General features: G+C 43.7%; 3 protein-coding genes. All 3 read left to right on the top strand.

Annotated features, from left to right (window positions below; genetic code table 11):
* Positions 1 to 727 precede the first annotated feature (727 nt).
* Positions 728 to 1,894: a glycosyltransferase family 4 protein gene (locus ACY2RQ_RS18965; RefSeq protein ID WP_490114578.1), complete on the top strand. Its 1,167-nt coding sequence runs from the start codon at positions 728 to 730 to the stop codon at positions 1,892 to 1,894.
* Positions 1,894 to 2,961 carry a glycosyltransferase gene (locus ACY2RQ_RS18960; protein WP_490114577.1) on the top strand — a complete coding sequence of 356 codons (1,068 nt, stop codon included), beginning with the start codon at positions 1,894 to 1,896 and terminating at the stop codon, positions 2,959 to 2,961. Before ACY2RQ_RS18965 ends, ACY2RQ_RS18960 begins: the two co-directional genes overlap by 1 nt.
* Before the next feature lie 164 nt (positions 2,962 to 3,125).
* Positions 3,126 to 3,429, top strand: a 304-nt coding sequence (locus ACY2RQ_RS18955; protein WP_490114576.1) for an ISAs1 family transposase, incomplete at its 3' end; no start/stop codon positions are given.

Raw genomic sequence — 3,429 nt, 5'->3', positions numbered from 1 at the left:
GCATGAGAAGACTATAGCCCCTTGGAAAGAAAAAGGGGGGGCTTGGAGCATGGATTCACGGAATACTTACAACTGGCCAGGGAAAACGCATGAAACCCCTTGGTATCACTGGGATTGTAGGAAATTTCACGCGGAAAAGAGCAGTGATTTTGAAGTTATCTGATTCAAAACCTCTATTGATGAAATATCTCATGAGCATGTGTTTGCACTGTGCAAGTAAATAATTTCTTTCTACCCCTTGTTATATAAGGGATAGAGAGAAATAAGAGCAAAATTTAAACAGTTCCAGGTTTGCAAGATTCTGCACCATGGAAATTAGTTTGAGCCCAGTAACGGCGCGGGGTTTCATGCGTTTTCCCTGAGCTTACGCACTAACTCCTCGTGCAAATGTTGATAATTTGAAGCGTAGTCTTAACATATGCGCAACCCTTCGAGTTCCCTTCACTATTGCTACACACTACTGGGAATTTAGAGATGCGCCAGACATGCATGAGACACTCTCAATGCTGATTGATCGAGCTCGACAGGCCGGCTTCGTGTTTACGCCTGTTTCTCATTGTTTTCGGGGGGATTAATATGATTTGCTGTACAAAGTGTGCTGAGCGATTATCGCGAGATGCCTTGTTTCAACCATGTATGTTATTAGTGCTGAAAAAAGATAATGGAGTATATCTAAGCTTTACTAGGTTGGATTTGAAGTGATTAAAACAGAGCATAAAATCCTCGTATGAAAATACTGATTGTTAATCGTGCCATGGGTACCCTTTATGGTGGTGGAGAGTCCTTCGACTATAACGTTGCTTTTCATTTGCTAGCTAGCGGACATGAAGTCACTGTAGTTACAGGAAAACCATTGCGTGAGTCAGCAAAGAATAGTTTTCCTGATCTAAAAGTTATTTATGTTGCAACACCAAACTTACGGCGTTTTGCCTATGCAACTGAGGGATGGAGCAGTAAGGTGTCCGCTGCCTTCTATCATCTCGATAATGCCCTTTTTGAGCAAGCGGTACTTCGTTGGCTTGCAACGCATCGGGAAAATGCTTTTGATATTATTCAGTGTTGTTCACTGTTTGGCTTGCCTGAGAAGTTGTTGAGCAGGCAGCAGCCTGTTATTTCGTGGCTTCCAGGGCCGCCTTCTAGGCGCATACGTGCAAAGTTGTCTCAACTGATTGCTCACAGACATTTTGGTCTGTTCACCCATGGCTCACCTGAGTGGACTTTAGCAGAAATGGGGTTTGTTCGAGAAAGAGACTACGAAATTATTGAACCAGGGGTTGACCTCCCTGTTATAGATTCGACTAAGCCTGATTGTTGTAAGCAGCGTAAACGATTGGGCATTGGAATGAAAGAGCCATTGGGTATTACAACGGCACGCCTGGTGCCAGTGAAAAATCATAATCTATTACTGGAGGGCTTGGCGAGCGCTAAACAACAGGGGGTTATCTGGCACTGGTTGTTCGTCGGTGATGGGCCGCTTGCCTCCAATCTGAAACATAGCGCAGAAATGTTGGGCATAGGTAACCAGGTTCACTTTTTGGGCCACCAATCCCCTCAGGATGTGAATAAATGGTTAGCCGTGGCGGATTTATTTGCGCTTACATCAAGTTATGAAAATTTCTCTATTGCTACACTGGAGGCTATGGCCCACCGTTTACCTGTAATTGGTACTGATGTGGGGTATTTAAAAGTGTTAATTACTGAGGCGAAAGCAGGCCGGGTAGTCTCATTACATAATGCCGATCAGCTGGTCAGCTCACTGGTAGAATTCTCTGATCCAATGAATCGCTCAGGGTTCGGAAGGGCAGGGAGAGAGTTTGTAGAACGGTTAGACTGGCCTGATATAGCACAACGCTTGGAGGCTTACTATCGAAAAGTCGTTAAAGGGGAATGTTAATGAAATTACTGGTCGTTATTCCCTCTTTGCATTGTGGTGGTGCTGAACGTGTTGTTTCTTTGTTAAGTCAAGAATGGGCGAAAGAACATGAAGTAAAGATTGCCGTGTTTGATGGAAGCAGCCCTGCCTATGCATATGATGGTGAATTAGTCGATTTAGGTTTACCTGCGAATATTGGCTGGTTAGGTAAAAGTATTCAGGCTATGCGCCGAGTGTTTGGTCTTGCTCGACTCTTTCGCGCAGAGAAACCAGACAGAGTCATCAGTTTTATGGAAAGTGCCAATTTTCCATGCATTTTGGCGATGCTTTTACTTGGCAAGCTGTCGTGCTTATGGGTGAGTGTACACATTGACCCTAGCCGGTTTCCAATCTTCTATAGAATATTAATTCCATTATTATATCGACTCCCTGATAAGGTGGTGTCTGTTTCAAGAGGGGTTGCTTTATCTTTATCAGATATGGGTGTTTCAGCTGGTAATTTAACTCATATTCCCAATCCCATGCCTACTAATTTACCACCAGTAACGACGTTATTGTCAAGGCCGATTGATGCTCCTAACCGTTATATACTCGGAGTGGGCCGATTGCATCGGCAAAAGGGATTTGATCTTTTGATTCGTTCTTTTGCTCAATTAGATGATCAAACATTGCATCTTGTGATTCTTGGGGAAGGAGACGAGCGGAATGCTTTAGAGGCTCAGGCGACAGCGCTTGGGATTTCTGCCCGTTTATATATGCCAGGAGTTAAAAATGATATTTGGCCTTGGTACCGGCATGCTCTATGTTTTGCTTTGAGTTCTAGGTATGAAGGTTGGGGAAATGTACTTATGGAAGCTATAAGTCAGGGCTGTCCTGTAAGTGCTTTTGATTGTCTGTATGGGCCTTCTGAAATTATTGAAGATGGCCGTAGTGGGAGGTTGGTGGCTAATGGTAATGTTGACTCTTTGAAAGAGTCGTTGGAAGCAATTATCAGTAATTCGAAGCAGAGTAAAGTATTTTCCGAGCAAGGCGTTAAGCGTGCGCTTGGGTTCAAAGCATCCCTGATTGCCAAGAAATGGCTTGTTTGATTTGAGAAAGAGGATTTTCAATGATTGGTAGTGGATCAGGGAAAGATCATGAAAGCCCTTGATATCACTGGGGTTGCGGAACTTTTCTTGCAACGAGTTCTCAATTGACGATAACTGTTTAATTCTAATTTCATTTTGTGTTCATATGCATCCCAGGATGAATAATGAGCACAGTCGACGTGAATGCACACAGCTTGATCAAACAACTTTCTGAACTTCAAGACTTCCGTCAATCTCGGAAAGTCGACCATAAACTGAGTGATATTCTGCTGCTCGTTATTTGTGCCATGATTGGTGGTGCAAAGGGTTGGGCAGAGATTGCCGATTTTGGACGGATTCGTGAAAATTGGCTCAAAACCATGGGCGACTTTTCTAACGGTATTCCCTCGCACGATACAATAGAACGTGTTGTCAGCCTGGTTAACGCAAAACACTTTCACACGATATTTTCTGAGTGGATGCAGGGCC

It is taken from the genome of Parendozoicomonas sp. 209JJ7-1, assembly GCF_058147085.1.
This window is presented reverse-complemented; position numbering and strand designations above follow the sequence as displayed.